This is a genomic window from Pseudomonas sp. BSw22131 (assembly GCF_026810445.1).
In the GTDB taxonomy this organism is placed as follows: domain Bacteria; phylum Pseudomonadota; class Gammaproteobacteria; order Pseudomonadales; family Pseudomonadaceae; genus Aquipseudomonas; species Aquipseudomonas huanghezhanensis.
The window spans coordinates 1,632,727-1,649,636 of record NZ_CP113949.1; the positions used below are offsets into that span (position 1 = coordinate 1,632,727).

The following is a 16,910-nucleotide window of genomic DNA, read 5'->3' on the forward strand; positions in this document are numbered from 1 at the left end:
TGGTCGAGGACGGCGGGGCATTTCATCAGTCAGTGGCACAAGCTCCAGCGGTTGTTGGCTCGAAACGGCCCGCCCGACTGGCCCGCCATTTTATCCACTTGAAGCCTAATAGCGACCCTTATGTGCGCGGGATTTCGCCTGCAGTTACCGGGCTTGAATCGACGTTGGGGGGCCGCCGCCATGGGTGAACGCAGCCTCATGAAACTGACCTTATGGCTGCTGCTGACCGTGCTGACGTCGACGGGGGTGCGGGCTGAAGACGGGCCGGCCAGCGACGATCCGAACTGGTTCGCCGAGCCCTACGCTTACGTGCTGGTCGAACAGGACGTGCGCGCAGCACTGGAAGAGTTCGGTCACAACCTGGGCCTGATCGTGGTCATGTCGGACAAGGTGCGCGGCAAATCCCGCAGCAGTGTCCGGGGCGAATCGGCGGGGGATTTCCTCACGCAGCTGTGTGATACCAACGGCCTGAGCTGGTATTTCGACGGCAACATTTTGTACCTGAGCGCCGACGCGGAAACCGGTACGCGGTTGTTCAAGGCTCAAGCGCAAAACCTCGAACAGCTTGAAGACTATCTGGCCAGTCTGGACGTGTACGGCAAGCAGATGTCCACCCGGGCTAGTCCCGATGGCGACGAGCTGTTCGTCTCAGGCCCCCCGGCTTATCTGAACATGGTTCAACAGCATGTCGATCACCAGCAACGCCCCGTCGCTACGCCTGTTGCGCGAGAGCGCGGCGTGCGGGTGTTCCGTGGCGGCGTGGTCACCACTGAAGCGAGCAACTGAACCTGCGGCAAAAACAACAGCACCTTAAAACCACTGGTAAGGAGCAATACGATGTCAGTCAGCCCTATCGACAGCACCACCAGCGTCACCACCACCCCGGAAGCGCAGTTCAATGCGGCGGTGGATAAGTCCAAGACCGAGATGAGCGATGACGAGCTCACCGAGGCCCTGATTACTCAGGCTGTGACCATTGGCGGGCAGTTCATCATCATGCCCAAGGCGCAGGAAATGTTGAACGAAGCCCAGTCGTCCGAAGACGACGAAGAATAGGCCAGCGCCATGACTGCAAGTCTCGCAGCACCTGCCACGGCGGCATTGCCGCCGTCAGGAGGGCCCGGTGGTTTACAGGGCTCTCAGAACCTCTTCGAGCACATGGCCGGTAATGCCAAAGGCATGCCTGAAGGCGCCAGCCCCCATCAGATCGGCGATGGGTTGATGGAGCGCCTGAACGGCTTCATCGACCGTTCTAGAAGTTTTTCCGAACGCGCTGATGTACTGACCAACGGCTCTGCCCCCGGCGCTGCTTCGGGCCCGGGCAGTACACCCGCGACGGCCGGCGCAGAGAAACCTGCGTCTGCGCAGAACCTGGCGAGCAATGGCGCGCCCGCTAAAAAAGTCGGCGAGCAGCAGGTCGATCAGATCGTCCATTCGCTGGGCAAGATGTTCGATTACTCCATCGAAACGCAGATGGTGGTACGCGGCGCGACGCAGATTTCCGGCTCAGCCAACACGCTTTTGAAAGGTCAATAATCCATGCCCAACCGTTGTCGAGCCGTGCGTTTGATGATCGTCGTCGCCCTCGCCGGGTTATTGCAGGCCTGCGACATTGACCTGTACACCAACCTGGACGAGCGCGAGGCCAACGCCATGGTTGCCGTGTTGTTGCGCGATGGCGTCCCGGCTTCGCGCAAGGTTCAGGACAACGGCCAGCTGACTGTAGTGGTGGACGAGAAACGCTTTGCTCAAGCCATGTCGCTGCTCGATGACGCCGGCCTGCCGGGCCAGTCGTTTTCCAACATGGGTCAGGTTTTCAAGAGCAATGGTCTGGTGTCTTCACCGGTTCAGGAGCGGGCGCAAATGGTCTATGCCCTGAGCGAGGAGCTGTCGCACAGCGTCTCGGAAATCGACGGCATCATCTCGGCCCGGGTGCATGTGGTACTGCCGGACAACGACCTGCTCAAGCGAGTGATTTCACCTTCCTCGGCGTCGGTGCTGGTGCGTTACGACCCGGCCACTGACATCAACCAGTTGATCCCGCAAATCAAGACCCTGGTTGCCAACGGTATTTCCGGCCTGAGCTACGAAGGTGTTTCGGTGACTGCGGTCAAGGCTGCGGTTGCCAAAAGCCGCGCCAGCGCTCAGCCCCGTCTGGCGAGCTTCCTGGGGTTATGGATGCTGGAAGACAACGTCCCTCAGGCGCGCTTGATGTTCGGTCTTTTGCTGCTCTGCACCCTGGGTCTGGGTGGCGTGCTTGGCTGGCAGCAATGGCAGCGGCGCCGGGCTCACGCGGTGTATGTGCTGGATGATGCGGCATGACGGCAGAGTTGAGTCATCAGCAACACGCCTGGCAGGCATTGCTCAAGCAGCCGTTGGCCTTTGTCGCGCCGCGACACCTGCGTGAGTGCTGGCCGCAGACGCTGACCGATCAACAACACTGGGCGCTGTGCACGACGGTGCGTTTTGAAGATCGCGTGTTGCAGCTGTTGATGGCGCATTTTCAGTTGCAGCCACTGGGTCAGGTGCAACCGCCTGATGACCAGGATTTGCCCGTGCTGCTTTTGTCTGCGCAGGCGTTCAAGCGCTTGCCGCGTGCGTGCGGCGCGATCTGGCACGCAGCCACCCTGAGCGGTGAAATCCGTAGCGAAGTCGTGGGTCAGTTGCGCACGGCACTGGGCAGCGATGTGTTTGCGCTGGCCTTGGCGCACCGCTCGCTGGCGGGCGCTGCCGATCTGTTGCGCCAACCCGCCGACTTGATCGAAGCCATCGACCGCGACGGCGCCCGCTGCGTGTCGGCCTGGTTGCAACATCAGCCCGAGGGCCTGCGTGACTGGCTGCGCCTGCGGCTTGAGCTTCCCCACCTCGACAGCCCTCCGGTCAGCGGCGGGCAGGCGGTCACCGACCTGACCCTCGTACGTCGCGCCGCTGCGGCGTTTGAACCCGTCGCCGAGGAGATCCCCGGATGAGTGAATTACCCGCCCGTCCTGCATCGCGCATTCTTCGCGCCGAGCAGGCAGACCTCTGGATCGATGGCTATGCCTTCGTGCGCGCTGCCCGTTCAGAGGCGCAAAGCATCCGTGACGACAGCACGCAGTGGCTGGAACAGGCGCGTCAGGAGGGTTTCGAAAAAGCCCGCCAACAGGGTGCCGAGGAAGTCAGTGCCTTGCTGGTCGAGACCTCATTGAAAGTCGAGACCTGGCTGGCGGGCCTTGAGGCGTCGCTGGCCGATCTGGCCTTGAACATCGTGCGCGAGGTGCTCGATGACATGGACAATGCCGAGCGCGTCGTGTCTTGCACCCGCAAGGCGCTGACTGCGTTTCGTCAGGACCAGGCCTTGACTCTGTTCGTGCCTCGGCTGGAGGTTGATGCCGTGCGGCGGCGCCTCAAATCAGAACTCGATAGCTTGCCTGTGTTGACGGTCGAGTCCGACGATCAATTGCAGCCGGGTCAGGCGCGCTTGAGCAGCCCGGTCGGTTCGGTGGAATTGGGACTGGAGGCGCAATTGAGCAATCTGCGCCGCAGCCTGTTGCCGTTTGCCGAGGAGCCCTCGACTTGAGCACTGATCTGCACGCCATCCTGCCGCGTCTGACCGAACGCCTGAGTGAGGCCCGGCTGCGACCGATGAAAGGCACCGTGCGCAGTATTCGCGGCGTGCTGTTGCGCGCCAGCGTTGCCGGTGTGCGTATCGGTGAGCTGTGCCAATTGCGCGATCCGAGCAGCGGCCGCAACCTCGCCGCAGAGGTCATCGGCTTTGAGCAGGATGAAGCGATTCTGTCGCCAATCGGCTCGATGCAGGGCCTTTCGACCCGCACCGAAATCATCGCCACTGGCGAAACCCTGGGCGTCAGCGTGGGGGATGCACAGTTGGGCCGGGTGATCAGCCCCATGGGCGACTTTCTCGACGGCGACGGCATTGCGCCTGTGGCCGTGATGCGCCGCTACCCACTGCACGCAGAACCCCCCGCGCCGTTTTCCCGACAACTGATCGTCAAACCGATGTCCCTCGGCGTGCGTTCCATCGACGGCTTGTTAACCCTGGCCCAAGGGCAACGCATGGGTATTTTCGGTGAGCCGGGCGTGGGCAAATCGTCGCTGTTGGCGAGCATTGTGCGCCACACCGATGCCGACGTGATCGTCATTGGCCTGATCGGCGAGCGCGGCCGGGAGGTGCGCGAGCTGCTGGATGTGCAGCTGGATGCCCAGGCGCGTGCGCGCACGGTCGCGGTGGTCGCCACGTCTGATCGTCCGGCGGCCGAACGAGTACGCGCGGCGTTCGTTGCCACCGCGCTGGCGGAGTACCACCGGGATCAAGGCCGCAATGTGCTGCTGTTGATGGACAGCCTCACGCGCTTTGCCCGTGCGCAACGGGAAATCGGACTGGCCGTTGGCGAGCCGCCGACCCGGCGCGGTTACCCGCCGTCGTTTTTTTCCGCGTTGCCGCGCTTGCTGGAGCGGGCGGGCCCCGGCCCGGTCGGCAGCATCACCGCGCTCTATACCGTGCTGACCGAAGGCGATGCGTCCATGGACCCGGTGGCAGAAGAAGCGCGCTCGATTCTCGACGGGCACATTGTGCTCAGCGCCGAACTGGCTCAGCGCAACTATTTCCCGGCGGTGGACGTGCTGCGCAGCCGCAGTCGCTTGATGGACCAGGTGTCCAGTGAGGAACAAAGGCGCCTGGCCATGCGTATTCGCGAACTCATGGCGCGGCGCACTGAAATCGAAATGCTCATCCGCGTGGGTGAGTACGCGGCCGGCAGCGATCCCTTGGCCGACGAGGCGATTGCGAGGCATGACGCGATTGAAGGGTTTTTGCGTCAAGCAGCCAACGAGCCGAGCAGCGCGGCGCAAACGCTTAATCTGATGCGCAAGGTATTGGCATGAACAGGTTGGAAGCTCAATGAAAACCGACGATTTACGCAGTCTGCAAGCGTTGCGGCAGTTGCGCGAACAGCGCGCGTCCAGCCAGTTGGCCGCCCAGCAACAGCGCTGCCGCGACACCCACGATGCCCTTGATGACGCTAAAGAGAAATTGCGCCTGCATCGTGAATCCGTCGCGCTCAAAGCCGAGAAAATCTACGGCACGTTCAGCCAGGGGTTGTCGATCAATGCCTGGCACGCGGCGCAGGAACAGTTGAATGACCTGGCCGACAGTCAGCGACAACTGGAGGGGTCCGTCGAGCAGACGGCGCACACCCTTGATGCCCAGGAGCGCGAGCGCGAGGTGTTTCGTGCAGCGCGCCTGGCCCGTCAGCGGCAGGCCGAGGCGTGCGAGTCCCTGCTCGATGACCGGCTGCGAAGTGAGCGTCGGGCCGGAGAGCATCGGGACGATGCCGACGATATACCTGTGGCTGCGCCGGGGGGCGTCGCATGACCTGTCGCGAGGCTGAGCCCTCGGCGCTGGACTGGCTGCAGACATACGACCCGCAGTGGACCGACCTGCATAACCGGCTTCATCAACATCGCCAGCCTTGGCAGGGGCAGTTCCTCGACCAGCCCATCAGCGTGCAATGGAGCACGGCCATACAGGCCGCCGAACCGGTGTTCGATATTCATCTTGCGCTGGGTGAGACCACCGTGGTGCTGCAAATGCCAGCTCAGGCGCTGGAAGCCCCAGGGCTGGCCGGTCATGAGCCTGAAGCCCTCGAAGGGTTGGCTGGCTCGATGCTGTTGGAGTTGGCGTTGCTCAGCCTGATCGAGCCACTGGAGCAACTGAGCGGGCATTCGATCAGGGTGCTTGATCAGTCCGGCAGCGCTGATGCTGCAACTATTTCTGCCGCCTTTCCGTTGACGTTGATGCTGCGCGTGCAGCTCGCTCAGGGCTCGCCCTGGACGCTCCCGCTGCGCATGAACGCCGAGTCAGCGAGCTTGATCGCCGGACTGATCGATCAATACGTCACGCCGACACCTCAACCTGTGGCAGCGGTTCGCGTACCGCTGACGGTTGACAGCGGCGAGGCGCAGTTGAGCCTGGCGGAGCTGCGCAGTCTGCGCCCCGGCGATGTGCTGATGCTCGACGACTGGCCTGCCGCCCAGGTTCGGCTGGTGCTGGCGCATCGACTGCAAGCCCGAGCCGACCGCAAGGGCGACACCCTGATCCTCCTTGAATCCTTGACCGCCGTGAACTTTTTAAAGGAAGCCCCTATGACTGAAACTGCTGTCGCGCCCAGCCCGGATGCCACGCTGGACGAGTTGCCACTGACCGTGGTGTGTCAGGTCGGCAGTGTGGAAATGTCGTTGGCGCAATTGCGTGAACTGGGGGCCGGGAGTCTGCTGCCGCTGGCGCCACGGCTGCACGATGGCGTTGACTTGATGGTCAATGGCCGTCGCGTCGGCCAGGGGCAACTGGTCAAAATCGGCGACGGCCTGGGTGTGCGTCTGCTGAGCTTTGCCAGCGCATGAATGGCTATCAGCCCAACCTGATTGAAATCATTCTGGTCGTTGCCACCATCGGGCTTATCCCGCTGGCGGTGGTGACGCTGACCGGTTTCATGAAGATTTCCGTGGTGCTGTTTCTGATACGTAACGCCTTGGGCGTGCAACAGACGCCGCCCAATCTGGTCTTGTACGGCATCGCGCTGATTCTGTCGGTGTACGTGACCACGCCGCTGATGGGGGACATGTACCGGCAGGTGGAAGGCCGCGACCTGAACATCGAAAACGTCGAGCAACTCAGGGAATTCGGTGATGCGCTCAGGCCGCCGCTGCAGGCGCACCTGGCGCGGTTTGCCAATGAGAGCGAGCGCGGCTTCTTCGTTCAGGCCACCGAAACCATCTGGTCCCCGGAAGCCCGCGCTGACCTGCGCGATGACGACCTCGTGGTGCTGGTGCCGGCCTTCGTCAGTTCGGAGCTGACCCGCGCTTTTGAAATCGGCTTTCTGCTGTACATCCCGTTTCTGGTGGTGGACTTGCTGGTGGCCAACGTGTTGATGGCCATGGGCATGTCGATGGTCTCACCGACGCTCATTTCGATACCGCTCAAGATATTCCTCTTCGTCGCGTTGAGCGGTTGGTCGCGCTTGATGCACGGCCTGATTCTTAGCTACGGGTGATCTCATGGGGCAGGACGTTTTTCTATCGCTGATGAACAAAGCGCTGATGACGGTGTTGTTGCTGTCGGCACCCGCATTGGGGGTGGCAATTGTTGTGGGCTTGAGCGTCGGCCTGTTGCAGGCCCTCACGCAGATTCAGGACCAGACCTTGCCGCAAGTGGTGAAGCTGGTCGCTGTGCTGCTGGTGATCGTATTCGTCGGCCCGCTGCTCGCCAGCCAGGTGGCGGAGTTGGGCAGCGAAGTGCTGGATAACTTCCCGTTGTGGACGCGCTGACCCGGTATGGATGCCAATGTCGCCAACGCCTTTCTTGAAGTGGCGTATCCGGTCATCAGTTCGGCGGCGCTGGCGGCCAGCCGTGCCATGGGTGTGGTGGTCATCACCCCGGCGTTCAATCGACTGGGGCTGACGGGCATGATCCGTGGCTGTGTCGCGGTGGCGATCGCGATCCCGATGTTTGTTCCGGTGTTCGCGTCTTTTACGGCGCTGCCTGAGCACGGCAGCTTTTTTCTCGCCGGTTTGATGATCAAGGAAATGTTGATCGGCGTGCTCATCGGCCTGTTGTTCGGCATCCCGTTCTGGGCGGCGGAGGTGGCGGGGGAACTGGTCGATCTGCAACGCGGCTCGACCATGGCGCAGTTAGTCGACCCCTTGTCCTCGGGGGAGTCCAGCGTCATGGCGACGCTGCTTACGGTGATGCTGATTGCGCTGTTCTTCATGTCCGGCGGTTTCATCATGATGGTCGACGGCTATTACCACAGCTATCAGCTATGGCCGGTCACGGCCTTCACGCCGCTGTTTGCCAGTTCGGCACTCATGGCTGTGTTGTCGATCCTCGACCAGGTGATGCGCGTGGGCGTGATCATGGTCTCCCCGCTGATCATCTGCCTGCTGGTCACAGACCTGATGCTGGCGTACCTCTCGCGGATGGCGCCCAGCCTGCACATTTTCGACATGTCGCTGCCAGTGAAAAACCTGTTCTTCACTGTGCTGATGGTGATCTACATCGGCTTCCTCATCCCGGTGATGCTCGATCAGTTGGGCGAATTTCGGGGTACTGTGGAATTCCTAAAAACTCTGGCTGGTTCCCTGTGAACCTTCAATCAGTGCAGGCCCTGCATGGGCGATAGCAGCGAAGAGAAATCCCAGCCGGCCACGGACAAGAAGCTGCGTGATGCCCGGCAAAAAGGACAGGTCGCCAAGAGCCAGGATCTGGTGTCCGGGATGGTCATCCTGTTCTGTACGTTATGCATTTCGATCCTGTTGCCCAAGGCTCAGGCGCAGGTTGTGGCGCTGCTGGACATGGTCGCGCTGATCTATATCGAGCCGTTTCACACGGTCTGGCCAAGGGTTCTGGACACCGCTGAACAGCTGGTGCTGACCATCACATTACCGGTGGTGTCGGTCACGGTGGGGGTGGTGATCCTGACCAACATCGTCACCATGCGTGGCGTGGTGTTTTCCGTAGAACCGATCAAGCCCGACTTCAAGCGCATCAACCCGGCGGAAGGCTTCAAGCGAATTTTCTCGATGCGCAGCTTCGTCGAGTTCCTCAAGGGGTTGGTCAAGCTGCTGTTGCTGGCGCTGGCGTTTTATGTGGTCGGGCGCCATGCGTTGCAGGCGTTGATGGAGTCATCGCGGTGTGGTGCCGGGTGCATCGAATCGACGTTTTATCTGGTGCTCAAACCGCTGATGTTGACCGTACTCGCGGCGTTTCTGCTGGTCGGTGGCGTTGATGTGCTGATGCAGCGCTGGCTGTTTGGACGCGACATGAAAATGACCCTCAGCGAGCAGAAGCGCGAGCGCAAGGACGTGGACGGCGACCCGTTGATCAAGAGCGAACGCCAGCGTCAAAGGCGAGAGATGCAAGCGCTGGCCACCAAGCTGGGTTTGGGGCGCGCCTCCTTGATGATCGGCACGGCCGACAGTTGGGTGGTGGGTGTGCGCTATGTGCGGGGCGAAACGCCGGTGCCGGTTGTCGTTTGCCGCGCAGAACCTCAGGAAGCCCCGGCGCTGTTGGCGCAGGCCGCTGCGCTGGGTATTGCCCACGGCATGGACCCCAAGCTGGCCGCCGAAATCGCGCGCCGCGCCGTCCCCGGCGATCCCGTGCCGGACCACACCTTCCAGGCCGTGGCCGACATGCTGGTGGCGGCGCGTTTGATTTGAGGCGTCTGGTGTTGGGGCCGCTGCGCAGCCCATCGCGGCCTCGCATTGCTCGTGCGCTCCTACAGGATTTTGCGGCGTACTTGGGGAGTTTGATTTTGGCCAAATGCGGCGCCACCGGATGTCGACTCTGCCGGAGGCGTGGGAGCGTGGCTTGTGTCTGGGCCGCACTCGGACGATCTGCCGGGGTCGAGGCCGACCGCGCAGCGGCAGCAAATCCTGCGCTTCCACAGTTCAGCTTCCGCTCGAACATGCCAGATCCGACTCCCGTGAATCGGCCGCCTGCAAACGCGCCAGGTCTGCGGCGATGCGGGCCGACCAGAAACTCGCACCCTGTGTGTGCGCCTCTTGCTGCGCGTCTCGCAGCACGCGGTGCGCCAGCGGCAGTTGGGCTCGTCCTTGTTTGAGGAGCAACTGCGCCTTGATGCGCAGCAGCTCCGGAACGAACCACCGCTCTTCACGGTTGCGAGCGGTCTGCAGGGTTTGGTCGATGATCTCCAGCCCCCGCTTCTCTAACCCAAGCATTACCAGCCCCTGGGCATATTCGCTGCGAATCAGGCTGTAGAGCGGGCTGCCACCCTGATCCTGCAATTGCTCCAGCACTTCGCCCAAACGGGGCACGCCGTCTTCGTAGGCGCCTTGGCGAATCAGCAAAATATATTCGAAGCACCGGGTGAACTGGCGCCATAGATACAGTTCATGGCCTGCCATGCTGTCTTGCAGGACCGCCAGGTAATAGCGGGTTTTTTGCAATTGCCCGACCAGCAATGTCGTCGGGATCGCGCTGAGGCATAGCGTGTACCAAAGCGTGGCCGGATGATTGAGACTGATGGCCTGACTGACATTCTTTTCAAGCGTCAGCAGGGCAGGGCCGACGTCTCCCTGTAACAGATGAATTTGTGCCTTGAGCGACTGCGCGGCGATGCGTTGATCGAAATGCAGGTCTATCAGGTGCGTGTTGGCCGACAGCGGTGAGCTCAGCGCTTCGATCACCGTATGCCGCGCCTCATCGAGTCGGCCCATGTGGAACAGCGCGTTGGCCCGCATCCGCAGGCCCAGCAACTGACGCTCGCCGTGCTCGGAACGTCGGCTCAAATTCACGTACTGCTCCGCGAGGTCGAGCGCGGCGACGTACTGGTTACCGCAACTGCGGTCATTCCACTGGCCCCACAAGGCGCGCAGTTGATGTTCGGTGTCCCCCAATGCCCTGGCATCGGCGCTGACCTGCAACCACGCCTCACGAATTTTTGCGCCACCGCCGAAGGTCAGCACCATGACGCTGGCGGAGACGGTCAGCAACATCATGCGCTGGCGCTGTTCGATGGGCGCTATCTCAGAGCTTGATTGCAGCCCGCGGCTGACCCAGTCATAGCATTCGCCAGTCAACGTAAGACGCAGCCAGAGCGGGACGCTGACCAGCGTCAATTCCACCGCCAGTCCTCGGTCGCCACGTGGGGAGTACGCCCACTCCAGCGCTGCCCGAACGCTGTCCACTTGCGTGGCGTAATGGGCCAGCCACGCTTGCGGGGTGGTTTTGACGAGGTTCTGCACCGACGTCTTGAGTTCATTCAGCGTCCAGTTGGCGTGGCGCAGCGCGGTGACATCGGTTTCAACATGATCGCTGAGTTTTTGCGCTGCATAGAGGCGAGTGGTTTCCAGCAGCCGGTAACGTTTTGCCGATCCCTGATCGAGTGCAATGACCAGCGACTTGTCCATCAGGCTTTCCACCCGTTGCGCCGAATCCTGAGCATCGATGTCGATGACAGCCTGTACAGCCCGCAAAGTAAAAGGTCCGTTGAACACTGACAGCTGCCGAAGCATCGCCTGTTCCTGGGGCGACAGCATCGCGTAAGTCCAGTCCAGTGCTGCACTCAGCGTGCGGTGGCGGGGCAGCGCCGTACGCCGTCCCGTCATTTGCAGGCGGAAGCTGCCATCGAGCATTTCCACCAGCTCACTGATGCCGAAGGCCCTGACCCGCGCCGCTGCGATTTCGATGGCCAGCGCATTGCCGTCCAGCTTGCGACAAATGGCAGCTGCGGCCTGAGCGTCCTGATCGCTGAAAACGTAACTCAGGTCATGGGCAGCAATGCGCTCGACCAACAACTCGATCGCCGCAAAGCCCAATGCTTGTGTTGCACTGAGTTCGGTCTGCTGCGCAGGAAAAGCCAGCGGGGCAAGGTCATGCACGAACTCGCCCTCGGCACGCAGCGGTTCGCGGCTGGTCACCAACACTGAGCAGTAAGCGGCGTTACGCAGGATTGTTTCTATCGCATCGGCGGTGTCTTCCAGAACGTGTTCGCAGTTGTCCAGAATCAACAACGTCTTGCTGCCCACCAGACTCCCGGCAATGACCTGTAACGGATCTTCGGTGGTGCAGTCGATGCCCAAGGCGGCGGCGATCACCACGTGCACCAGCTGACCACGACTCACCGGCGCAAGATCGATGAAGCTGATCCCGTCAGGAAACTGCGGCAACATGCGCTCGGCCAGTGCCCGGGCTACAGTGGTTTTGCCGGTGCCGGCATGCCCGGTGATGGTGACGAAGCGACGCAGCTCAAGCTGGGTTTCGAGAAACCCCAGCAGAGAATCCCGACCAAAAACAGGTCGCATTATCGTGTTTTGTTGTTCGGTGCCCGGTTGCCGTACGGGCGGCTCTCGGCCAATCAGCGGCGGCTGGGCGGCCATTGGGGGCGCGCTGATCGGCGCGACGAAACGATAGCCTCGCCCCGGAACGGTCACGATGCAGCCGAACTCTGCGTTGTCACCCAGTGCCCGACGCAATGTCAGGATTTGCGCCCGCAGGTTGCATTCCTCGACGACCAACCTGGGCCAGGCCAGGGCAAGCAGTTCGGACTTGTCGAGCAATTCCCCTGCGCGGGTTGCCATGCCGATCAACAAAAGCATCGCTCGGCTGCCCAAAGGGACGGGTTCCCCGTGCTTGAACAGCAGATGCTGCTGGGGCAATAGGACAAAAGGGCCGAAACAGATGGCGTCCTCGAAGCCCACACCGGGACGGCCGCCCTCGGTGAGTGCATTTTCGGACATGTGGCTGTCGAAATTCATCGCGTACCTTTAGGAATGAGGTCTTGTAAGCGCCCGGCAAGCGCGCCTGTTTGTTTCCTGGGTGCGGCAGTATCCAGCCTGATGGTTACTGTTTAGGTTCTTTGAGCCATTCGATGGCCTCTTTTTAGTGTTCACGCAAGTTCTGTGCCTGCACGTACTTTACGTGAAAACCTCTGCGTGACTGATTTGAATCACCCGCCTGTTTTGTGGCGTGGCGCACAAGTTTGAGGAAAGCGCTGAAATTCAATTCGGCAATAGTGCAAACGCATGCTTGTCAGTAGTGCAAATGAGCCTGCAAGCGTCCTGGACACAGGATTATGATCCGCTGCAAATCAACGAGGGCTCCCATGGACAAGCGTTTCATTGCCGTTGCGGCGTTACTGGCGGCGGGTTGGATTTCAGTGGTAACAATGATCTTGTGGACCATTTATCTGAAATAAAGCCGGTACAGGCGGGGCTGCAGAATGCTTCAAGCGTGCTCGCGCACTCTGCCTTCTTGTGTTTGGCGTCCAAGCTTCAAGGCAACTCCTCCCACCGAACTTCACTCAACTCAAAGCGCTTTGCATGCTGGATCATTACCCCAAGCTCATCGGGGGCGGCCAGCATGTCGTGCTGCACACCGATCCGGGCGTGCAGGCAGGCGTAGAACCAAGCGTCCGCGTCGGTCATCGTTTGGTCGGGCTGGATGAATATCTTCCGCTCCTCCCCGAGGCGGTACGTGATCTGAAAGAAGCGCTGCACTGCCATTACCGTCTCCAGGTGGTGTCGGTATGACATCAGTGGCGTTGCGCCAGTTCACCTCTCCTTGCGTTGATTTACGCCCGAGCTTCCAGGCCTGCGGTCTTGCGCCTTCGCCCCAGCCATCATTTCGCAATCAACCGAGCGACAAAATGTCGCAATCGAGCTGACGCGAGTAAGATAGGCCCCCTGATTTTCATCTCCCAATTTTTCGGACGGATCCTGCGCAGAGTTGCCGGTGCTGAGTTGTCGTCAGGCATCGACCTCGGGGAGCACGTTTTCGAACACTTATTGATATGAGCAAACAGAGAAAAGGCGATTACTGAAATGACCAAGACTTCGCGACCTTTATATATTTCCTACGCAGGCCCTTCCTTGCTGGAGATGCCGCTGCTCAACAAGGGCAGCGCCTTCACGCCGCAAGAGCGCATCGATTTCAACCTGGTCGGCTTGCTGCCACAGAACGTTGAAACGATCGAAGAGCAAGTAGCCCGCGTCTTCAGTCAGTACAAGCAGTGCGCCAGCGATCTGGACAAACACATCTATCTGCGTTCGATTCAAGACAACAACGAAACCTTGTTTTTCCGCCTGCTCGATTCGCATCTGGACGAGATGCTACCGATCATTTACACCCCGACTGTGGGGCAGGCCTGCCAGGAGTTCTCTAAGATTTACCGCACGCACCGCGGGCTGTTCATCTCCTACCCTGAGCGCGACCGTATCGACGACATCCTGCGCAGCGCGACCAAAGACCGCATCAAGATCATCGTCGTCACCGACAGCGAGCGCATCCTCGGTCTGGGCGACCAGGGCATTGGCGGCATGGGCATTCCTATCGGCAAGTTGTCGCTGTACACCGCGTGCGGCGGCATCAGCCCGGCCTACACGCTGCCCATCGTGCTTGATGTCGGCACCAACAACCAAGAGCTGCTCGACGACCCGATGTACATGGGCTGGCGGCACAAGCGTGTCACCGGCAAGGAATACGAAGACTTCATTGCGCTCTTTATAGAGGCCGTACAACGCCGTTGGCCGGACGTGCTGTTGCAGTTCGAAGACTTCGCGCAGACCAACGCCATGCCGTTGCTGGAGAAGTACCGCGACGAGCTGTGCTGCTTCAACGACGACATCCAGGGCACCGCTTCGGTAGCGGTCGGCACGCTGCTAGCGGCGTGCAAGGCCAAGAACGAAACCCTCGGTCAGCAACGCGTGGTATTCCTGGGCGCAGGTTCTGCGGGCTGCGGTATCGCCGAGCACATCATCGCCGCCATGGTGATCGAAGGCCTGAGCGAAGCTGACGCGCGCAAACGCGTGATGATGGTCGACCGCTTCGGCCTGCTGACCGACAGCATGGACAACCTGCTGGACTTCCAGAAAAATCTCGCGCAAAAAGCCGCTGACGTGACGGGCTGGGCAAGCGCCGAAGGCTATCCTGCGCTGCTCGACGTGGTACGCAACGGCAAGCCGACCGTGTTGATCGGCGTGTCAGGTCAGCGCGGGCTGTTCACCGAAGAAATCATCCGCGAAATGCACTCGCACTGCGCCAAGCCGCTGGTGATGCCGCTGTCGAACCCGACCTCGAAAGTCGAAGTCACGCCGCAGGAAGTCCTGACCTGGACCAACGGCGACGCACTGGTCGCAACCGGTAGCCCGTTTGCGCCGGTCACGATTGGCGATCGCACGTTCCACATCGCCCAGTGCAACAACTCCTACATCTTCCCGGGCATCGGCCTTGGTGTGATCGCGGCAAAAGCCACGCGTATCACCGACAAGATGTTGATGGCAGCCTCCAATGCGCTGGCGGAGTGCTCGCCAATGGTCACCGGCAAGGGCGATGCAGTTCTGCCACCATTGAAGGAGATCCAGGAGGTCAGCAGGAAGATCGCCCTGGCCGTCGCCAAGCAGGCGCAGGCCGACGACGTAGCGCTTGAGACCACCGAGGAAGTATTGGCAGAAGCGATCGAACGCAATTTCTGGATGCCCAACTACCGCAGCTACCGTCGCAGCGCGATGTAAGGTAGCGCTGAACCCCTAGGAGCGAACTTGTTCGCGAAGGGCTGGGCCAGACAATGCCTCTGGGCCAACTGTCCGCCTTCTCGCGAATGAATTCGCTCCTACAGGGTTTTTGATCTTTCGAAAGGCCGCCGCATGCAAATATGCGGCGGCCTTTTGTTTTGCGCAAAAAAACTTCAGGATGAACCCCAAGAACAACAACAAATATCGACGAGGGACACATGCAAATCGCCAGTGTGCTCTATGACTATGTGATCGTTGGCGCAGGCCCTGCGGGCTGCTTGCTGGCCAATCGGCTGTCGCAAAACCCTGCACACCGCGTGCTGTTGTTAGAAGCGGGCGGGCAGGACAACTACCCCTGGATTCACGTGCCGGTCGGTTACCTCTACTGCATCGGCAACCCGCGCACCGACTGGTGTTTCAAGACCGAAGCCGAGCCCGGCCTGAACGGGCGATCCCTCAATTACCCTCGTGGCAGAGTGCTTGGCGGCTGTTCATCCATTAACGGCATGATCTACATGCGCGGGCAATCGCGTGACTATGACCAGTGGGCGGCGCAGGGTAACGAAGGTTGGGGCTGGCAAGATGTGCTCCCGCTGTTCAGACGTTCGGAAAATCACTACGCAGGCGACTCCGATATTCATGGGGCAAAAGGCGAGTGGCGCGTCGAACAGCAGCGCTTGTCTTGGCCAATCCTGGATGCATTTCGCCAGGCGGCGGAGCAGACAGGCATTGCCTCCATCCCGGACTTCAATGCGGGTGATAACGAAGGCTGCAGCTATTTTCAGGTCAATCAGCGCCGTGGCGTGCGCTGGAATGCCTCCAAAGCCTTTTTGAGACCCATCGCCAAGCGCACCAATCTGACTGTGATGACGGGCGTTGAAGCCTCCCGAATCGAACTGGAAAACGGTCGCGCCGTTGCCGTGATTGCGCGCGTCGGTCAGGGCGAGCAGCGCCTGGCCGCGAGCCGCGAAATCATTCTGTGCTGCGGCGCGATAGGTTCGCCCACACTGCTGCAGCGCTCGGGCATCGGGCCGCGTCCATTGCTGGAAAAGCTCGGCATCGGCGTGCGCCACGAACTGCCTGGGGTGGGCAGCAATCTTCAGGATCATCTGCAATTGCGGCTGATCTACAAAGTCAGCAACGGCCTGACCCTCAACCAGATGGCTGGCAGTCTCTGGGGCAAAATGAACATGGGCCTGCGTTACGCGATCAATCGCAGCGGCCCGCTGGCGATGGCGCCCAGCCAGCTCGGTGCTTTTGCCCGGTCAGGTCCGGAGCAGCCCAGCGCGAACCTCGAATACCATGTCCAGCCGCTTTCTCTGGAGCGCTTTGGCGAACCGCTGCATGCCTTTGCGGCTTTCACCGCTTCGGTGTGTGATCTGCGGCCGCAAAGCCGTGGCACGGTCCATATCCGCTCGGCAGAACTCAATGCGCCGCCGATCATCCAGCCTAATTACCTGAGCCACGAAACTGACCTTAAAGTCGCGGCCGATGCCATTCGTCTGACGCGCAAAATTGTCTCGGCGCCGGCGCTGGCCGCGTTCAATCCAGTGGAGTATTTGCCAGGCGAAAGCTTGCAAAGCGAGCAGCAATTGCGTGAGGCGGCCAGTGCCATCGGCACCACCATCTTCCATCCCGTGGGCACCTGCAAGATGGGGCAGGGCCCGGATGCGGTCGTCGACCAGCGGCTGAGGGTCCGTGGCGTAGACGGGTTGCGCGTGGTCGATGCTTCGATCATGCCGACCATTACCTCAGGTAACACGTGTTCGCCGACGTTGATGATCGCCGAGAAAGCAGCCCAGATGATCATCGCCGATGCACAGCGGGCGCAGCGACCGGTCGATAGCGTGGGCACAATGACTGGCGAAACCGCGCTCTGA

Annotated in this window: 17 protein-coding genes; 15 read left to right on the top strand and 2 right to left on the bottom strand. The window is 60.9% G+C overall.

What is annotated here, in order from left to right:
- The first annotated feature begins 198 nt into the window (after positions 1 to 198).
- The 13 genes from OYW20_RS07310 to OYW20_RS07370 all read left to right on the top strand — a co-directional run bounded on the left by OYW20_RS07310 (position 199) and on the right by OYW20_RS07370 (position 9,216).
- Positions 199 to 786: a type III secretion protein gene (locus tag OYW20_RS07310; RefSeq protein ID WP_268800033.1), complete on the top strand. Its 588-nt coding sequence runs from the start codon at positions 199 to 201 to the stop codon at positions 784 to 786.
- Between the two features lie 51 nt (positions 787 to 837).
- Positions 838 to 1,056: a hypothetical protein gene (locus tag OYW20_RS07315; RefSeq protein WP_268800034.1), complete on the top strand. Its 219-nt coding sequence runs from the start codon at positions 838 to 840 to the stop codon at positions 1,054 to 1,056.
- Between the two features lie 9 nt (positions 1,057 to 1,065).
- Positions 1,066 to 1,536, top strand: coding sequence for a hypothetical protein (locus OYW20_RS07320; RefSeq protein ID WP_268800035.1), 471 nt, complete (start codon positions 1,066 to 1,068; stop codon positions 1,534 to 1,536).
- 3 nt (positions 1,537 to 1,539) lie between these two features.
- The gene (gene sctJ, locus OYW20_RS07325; RefSeq protein WP_268800036.1) at positions 1,540 to 2,322 is read left to right on the top strand and encodes a type III secretion system inner membrane ring lipoprotein SctJ; all 783 of its coding nucleotides are present in this window, start codon (positions 1,540 to 1,542) and stop codon (positions 2,320 to 2,322) included.
- The gene (locus OYW20_RS07330; RefSeq protein WP_268800037.1) at positions 2,319 to 2,969 is read left to right on the top strand and encodes a type III secretion protein; all 651 of its coding nucleotides are present in this window, start codon (positions 2,319 to 2,321) and stop codon (positions 2,967 to 2,969) included. Before sctJ ends, OYW20_RS07330 begins: the two co-directional genes overlap by 4 nt.
- Positions 2,966 to 3,559, top strand: coding sequence for a type III secretion system stator protein SctL (gene sctL / locus OYW20_RS07335; protein ID WP_268800038.1), 594 nt, complete (start codon positions 2,966 to 2,968; stop codon positions 3,557 to 3,559). Before OYW20_RS07330 ends, sctL begins: the two co-directional genes overlap by 4 nt.
- 65 nt (positions 3,560 to 3,624) lie before the next feature.
- Positions 3,625 to 4,884 carry a FliI/YscN family ATPase gene (locus tag OYW20_RS07340; RefSeq protein ID WP_268801075.1) on the top strand — a complete coding sequence of 420 codons (1,260 nt, stop codon included), beginning with the start codon at positions 3,625 to 3,627 and terminating at the stop codon, positions 4,882 to 4,884.
- 16 nt (positions 4,885 to 4,900) lie between these two features.
- Positions 4,901 to 5,374: a hypothetical protein gene (locus OYW20_RS07345; RefSeq protein WP_268800039.1), complete on the top strand. Its 474-nt coding sequence runs from the start codon at positions 4,901 to 4,903 to the stop codon at positions 5,372 to 5,374.
- Complete coding sequence (sctQ, locus tag OYW20_RS07350) at positions 5,371 to 6,402, top strand: type III secretion system cytoplasmic ring protein SctQ (RefSeq protein ID WP_268800040.1); 1,032 nt, start codon at positions 5,371 to 5,373, stop codon at positions 6,400 to 6,402. Before OYW20_RS07345 ends, sctQ begins: the two co-directional genes overlap by 4 nt.
- Positions 6,399 to 7,052 (top strand): type III secretion system export apparatus subunit SctR, encoded by a 654-nt coding sequence (sctR, locus tag OYW20_RS07355; RefSeq protein WP_268800041.1) that lies wholly within the window; start codon positions 6,399 to 6,401, stop codon positions 7,050 to 7,052. Before sctQ ends, sctR begins: the two co-directional genes overlap by 4 nt.
- A 4-nt stretch (positions 7,053 to 7,056) precedes the next feature.
- The gene (locus tag OYW20_RS07360) at positions 7,057 to 7,326 is read left to right on the top strand and encodes an EscS/YscS/HrcS family type III secretion system export apparatus protein (RefSeq protein WP_037010118.1); all 270 of its coding nucleotides are present in this window, start codon (positions 7,057 to 7,059) and stop codon (positions 7,324 to 7,326) included.
- A gap of 6 nt (positions 7,327 to 7,332) precedes the next feature.
- On the top strand, positions 7,333 to 8,145 hold the full coding sequence (gene sctT / locus OYW20_RS07365; RefSeq protein WP_268800042.1) for a type III secretion system export apparatus subunit SctT: 813 nt from the start codon (positions 7,333 to 7,335) through the stop codon (positions 8,143 to 8,145).
- A 24-nt stretch (positions 8,146 to 8,169) separates the two neighbouring features.
- Complete coding sequence (locus OYW20_RS07370) at positions 8,170 to 9,216, top strand: EscU/YscU/HrcU family type III secretion system export apparatus switch protein (RefSeq protein WP_268800043.1); 1,047 nt, start codon at positions 8,170 to 8,172, stop codon at positions 9,214 to 9,216.
- A gap of 231 nt (positions 9,217 to 9,447) precedes the next feature.
- Here OYW20_RS07370 and OYW20_RS07375 read toward each other — a convergent pair whose 3' ends face one another.
- A complete protein-coding gene (locus OYW20_RS07375) occupies positions 9,448 to 12,276 on the bottom strand; it encodes an ATP-binding protein (protein WP_268800044.1) in 2,829 nt (942 codons plus the stop codon).
- Between the two features lie 516 nt (positions 12,277 to 12,792).
- Positions 12,793 to 13,023, bottom strand: a complete 231-nt coding sequence (locus OYW20_RS07380; RefSeq protein WP_268800045.1) for a DUF6555 family protein — start codon at positions 13,021 to 13,023, stop codon at positions 12,793 to 12,795.
- A gap of 318 nt (positions 13,024 to 13,341) precedes the next feature.
- Here OYW20_RS07380 and OYW20_RS07385 point away from each other — a divergent pair, with 318 nt between their 5' ends.
- Complete coding sequence (locus OYW20_RS07385; protein WP_268800046.1) at positions 13,342 to 15,030, top strand: NAD-dependent malic enzyme; 1,689 nt, start codon at positions 13,342 to 13,344, stop codon at positions 15,028 to 15,030.
- A gap of 218 nt (positions 15,031 to 15,248) precedes the next feature.
- Positions 15,249 to 16,910 carry a GMC family oxidoreductase gene (locus tag OYW20_RS07390; protein WP_408005478.1) on the top strand — a complete coding sequence of 554 codons (1,662 nt, stop codon included), beginning with the start codon at positions 15,249 to 15,251 and terminating at the stop codon, positions 16,908 to 16,910.

Coding starts and splice junctions, on each gene's coding strand:
- OYW20_RS07310 (WP_268800033.1), top strand. CDS start 199: ATGAAACTGACCTTATGGCTGCTGCTGACCGTGCTGACGTCGACGGGG.
- OYW20_RS07315 (WP_268800034.1), top strand. CDS start 838: ATGTCAGTCAGCCCTATCGACAGCACCACCAGCGTCACCACCACCCCG.
- OYW20_RS07320 (WP_268800035.1), top strand. CDS start 1,066: ATGACTGCAAGTCTCGCAGCACCTGCCACGGCGGCATTGCCGCCGTCA.
- sctJ (WP_268800036.1), top strand. CDS start 1,540: ATGCCCAACCGTTGTCGAGCCGTGCGTTTGATGATCGTCGTCGCCCTC.
- OYW20_RS07330 (WP_268800037.1), top strand. CDS start 2,319: ATGACGGCAGAGTTGAGTCATCAGCAACACGCCTGGCAGGCATTGCTC.
- sctL (WP_268800038.1), top strand. CDS start 2,966: ATGAGTGAATTACCCGCCCGTCCTGCATCGCGCATTCTTCGCGCCGAG.
- OYW20_RS07340 (WP_268801075.1), top strand. CDS start 3,625: ATGAAAGGCACCGTGCGCAGTATTCGCGGCGTGCTGTTGCGCGCCAGC.
- OYW20_RS07345 (WP_268800039.1), top strand. CDS start 4,901: ATGAAAACCGACGATTTACGCAGTCTGCAAGCGTTGCGGCAGTTGCGC.
- sctQ (WP_268800040.1), top strand. CDS start 5,371: ATGACCTGTCGCGAGGCTGAGCCCTCGGCGCTGGACTGGCTGCAGACA.
- sctR (WP_268800041.1), top strand. CDS start 6,399: ATGAATGGCTATCAGCCCAACCTGATTGAAATCATTCTGGTCGTTGCC.
- OYW20_RS07360 (WP_037010118.1), top strand. CDS start 7,057: ATGGGGCAGGACGTTTTTCTATCGCTGATGAACAAAGCGCTGATGACG.
- sctT (WP_268800042.1), top strand. CDS start 7,333: ATGGATGCCAATGTCGCCAACGCCTTTCTTGAAGTGGCGTATCCGGTC.
- OYW20_RS07370 (WP_268800043.1), top strand. CDS start 8,170: ATGGGCGATAGCAGCGAAGAGAAATCCCAGCCGGCCACGGACAAGAAG.
- OYW20_RS07375 (WP_268800044.1), bottom strand. CDS start 12,276: ATGAATTTCGACAGCCACATGTCCGAAAATGCACTCACCGAGGGCGGC.
- OYW20_RS07380 (WP_268800045.1), bottom strand. CDS start 13,023: ATGGCAGTGCAGCGCTTCTTTCAGATCACGTACCGCCTCGGGGAGGAG.
- OYW20_RS07385 (WP_268800046.1), top strand. CDS start 13,342: ATGACCAAGACTTCGCGACCTTTATATATTTCCTACGCAGGCCCTTCC.
- OYW20_RS07390 (WP_408005478.1), top strand. CDS start 15,249: ATGCAAATCGCCAGTGTGCTCTATGACTATGTGATCGTTGGCGCAGGC.